This is a genomic window from Streptomyces adustus, from assembly GCF_009377175.1.
In the GTDB taxonomy this organism is placed as follows: Bacteria; Actinomycetota; Actinomycetes; order Streptomycetales; family Streptomycetaceae; genus Streptomyces; species Streptomyces adustus.
Map to the genome: position 1 here is coordinate 1 of NZ_VJZD01000486.1, position 2,728 is coordinate 2,728.

Below are 2,728 nucleotides of genomic sequence, written 5' to 3' on the forward strand. Positions count from 1 at the left end.
ACTGCCCCCCGCCCCCGGGGAGCCGGCCGCGGCCCCGTGCCCGCCGGCCGCTCCCGGTCCGCGCGACCCCTCGGGCGCGTGACCTGACCCTGGTGGCGCGGTGTCCTCGGGCGTGGGCAGATCTCCCAAAACGGCCGGCCGCATGTCTTGTTGATGGCTCAACAGCGAAATCTTCAACCAGACCGTAGTCACGGCGGAATGACCTTCGTATTGTCATGCTCATGCGACTCGACGGGCGGGTCGCATGTGCATGGAGGTGTGGAATGCGCCGAAGACTTGCCACCGGTCTCGCCGGTTCGACCCTGGCCCTGGTCGCCGTCGTCGCCACCGCGACATCCGCCGGCGCCGTCCCGGCCGACAAGCCCCAGGTGCTTTCGAGCTGGACGCAGACCACCGCGTCGAGCTACAGCCTCTGGGCCGCCGCCCGCGCGAACCAGTCCGCCTGGTCCGCCTACGCGTTCGACTGGTCCACCGACTACTGCTCCTCCTCCCCGGACAACCCGTTCGGTTTCCCCTTCAGCATGTCCTGCGCCCGGCACGACTTCGGTTACCGCAACTACAAGGCCGCGGGAACCTTCAGCACCAACAAGTCCCGCCTGGACAGCGCCCTCTACGAAGACCTCAAGCGGGTCTGCGCCGCCTACAGTGGTGCCACGAAGACCACCTGCGACAGCACGGCGTGGACCTACTACCAGGCGGTCAAGGCCCTCGGCTGAGCGACGGCCCGGGCGGTCGAGGGCCCGGGCCGCATCGAGGGTCCGTCGGAGGAGGGCCGCCGCCGACCCCGACGGCACACGGATGCGGGGTGTCGAACGTGAGCCGCCGCCCCGCACTCCGACGACTTTGCCTTTCCTTTACAACCTGTGCTTCGGCCGACTCGTCTCTCTGCGCGATCCGAAACCCAGCCCGCCGGACCTCTCCGGCCGGGCGGACCGACGAGAGAGAGCGACCCATGCGCCGAACTGTCCTCAGTACCCTGGCACTTGCGAGCACGGCCGTGCTGGCGAGCACCATGCCCGCGTTCGCCGACGGACGCAGCCCGAGCCCGGTCCCCAGCTCCCCCGCGACCGTGGACGCCACTCCGAGCGCCGCCCCGAGCGCCGTCGCCAGCGCCGCCCCGCGTCCGGTACCCAGTACCGCGCCGACCCGGGCCGCGACGCCGGGCCAGGTCAGCCGCGTCCCGAACGGAGCCCCCGACACCGGTGTGACGTCGGCGTCCACCTCGTCCGGCGACGAGAGCGCGGTGATCGGCGGCGCCGCCGCTGCGCTCGCCCTGGCCGGCGGCACGGTGCTCGTCGTGCGTCGCCGGCGGGCGAACGGGGCATGACCCCGCTCTCCAGGCGGGCGTTCGCCACCGTGGTGCTGGCCGCGTCGCTCGCGGGCTGCGCCGGGCACGACACGGACCGGGGCGCGGCAGCACACCCGACGGCCACGCCACCGCCCTCGCGGCTGTCCGCGCGGGCGGCCACGGCAGCGCCGCTCGGGCGCTCGGTACCGGTCGGGCTGCGGATCCCGGCCATCGGCGTCGACACCCCGGTCATGCAGTTGGGGCTCGCCGCGGACGGCACGGTGCAGGTGCCCCCGATCACGGCACACGACCGTGCGGGCTGGTACCGGTACTCGCCGACACCGGGCCAGGTCGGCCCGTCGGTGATCCTCGCCCATGTCACGGTCGGCGCCTACGGCGACGGGGTCTTCCGCCACCTGGCGGACCTGCGCCGCGGCGACCGGATCGAGACACGCCTGGAGAACGGCAGGACGGCGGAGTTCACCGTCGAGTCCGTGCGGACGGTCGCCAAGGCGCACTTCCCGGCGGACCAGGTCTACGGGGACGTGGACCGGTCCGAGCTGCGGCTCATCACCTGTGGTGGCGCCCGTACCGGTGACGGTTACCTCGACAACGTGATCGTCTTCGCCGCGCTGAGCGCCACGAGTCCCTGACCGGCCCGACCGGTCCGCGGACGCCGACCTCCGGTTCACGGCCCCCGGTTCCCGGACCGTGGACCGCGGATCCCGGACCGGTGGAACGCACACCACCGGTCCGGGGTCCTCCCGCACGAGCCACCAGACCCGCGCCGTACGGTCGCAGGTCCGGCCGGACGCCCCCGGACCACGACCCTTCGTGCCCCGAACCCCGACAGCCACGACCATGGAGAGCGTTGAAACGGACCCGCGACACGGCAGCGTCCGAGCTGTTCGCCGCCGTCTACCCGCGCCTCGCCGGCTGGTGCCGCCGTCTCGTCGACGACGACGGGACGGCCCACGAGATCGCCTCGGAGGCGTTCACCCGCCTCTGGGCCCGCTGGACGTCCGTGGAGGAGCCCCGCGGCTTCCTCTACGTCACCGCGGCCAACCTCGTGCGCGACCACTGGCGCAGGACGGAGCGCGAACGCAGAGCCGTACGCCGTGTCACCTCCGAAGTCGCCGTCCGGCCCCACGACGAGCAGACCGACCCCTCGGTACGTCTGCTGGTACAGGCCCTGCCGGAGCGACTGCGCGTGCCCATCCTGCTGCACTACTACGCTGACATGCCGGTCCGGGAGGTGGCCGAACTGACCGGACGCAAGGAGGGAACCGTCAAGGCCGACCTGCACGCGGCCCGAGAACTGCTCCGCGCCCACCTGAGGAGAAGCCTTGATCACAGCCTCTGACGAGGGTCCGGACTTCGACCCCGACGACCCGCTCGCCGTCATCCTGCGGCCCACCCCCGAGTACCTCGGCCCGCCCC

General features: G+C 72.5%; 4 protein-coding genes. All 4 read left to right on the top strand.

Annotated elements, in window-relative coordinates:
* The first annotated feature begins 263 nt into the window (after positions 1 to 263).
* The 4 genes from FNH09_RS45905 (at position 264) to FNH09_RS45920 (ending at position 2,651) form a co-directional block, all read left to right on the top strand.
* Complete coding sequence (locus FNH09_RS45905) at positions 264 to 716, top strand: phospholipase (protein ID WP_152895797.1); 453 nt, start codon at positions 264 to 266, stop codon at positions 714 to 716.
* Positions 717 to 952: 236 nt separating this feature from the next.
* Positions 953 to 1,327 (top strand): Tat pathway signal sequence domain protein, encoded by a 375-nt coding sequence (locus FNH09_RS45910; protein ID WP_152895798.1) that lies wholly within the window; start codon positions 953 to 955, stop codon positions 1,325 to 1,327.
* Positions 1,324 to 1,941 (top strand): class F sortase, encoded by a 618-nt coding sequence (locus FNH09_RS45915; protein ID WP_152895799.1) that lies wholly within the window; start codon positions 1,324 to 1,326, stop codon positions 1,939 to 1,941. The genes FNH09_RS45910 and FNH09_RS45915 overlap by 4 nt, the downstream gene beginning before the upstream one ends.
* Before the next feature lie 218 nt (positions 1,942 to 2,159).
* On the top strand, positions 2,160 to 2,651 hold the full coding sequence (locus FNH09_RS45920) for an RNA polymerase sigma factor (protein ID WP_152895800.1): 492 nt from the start codon (positions 2,160 to 2,162) through the stop codon (positions 2,649 to 2,651).
* Positions 2,652 to 2,728: the final 77 nt, after the last annotated feature.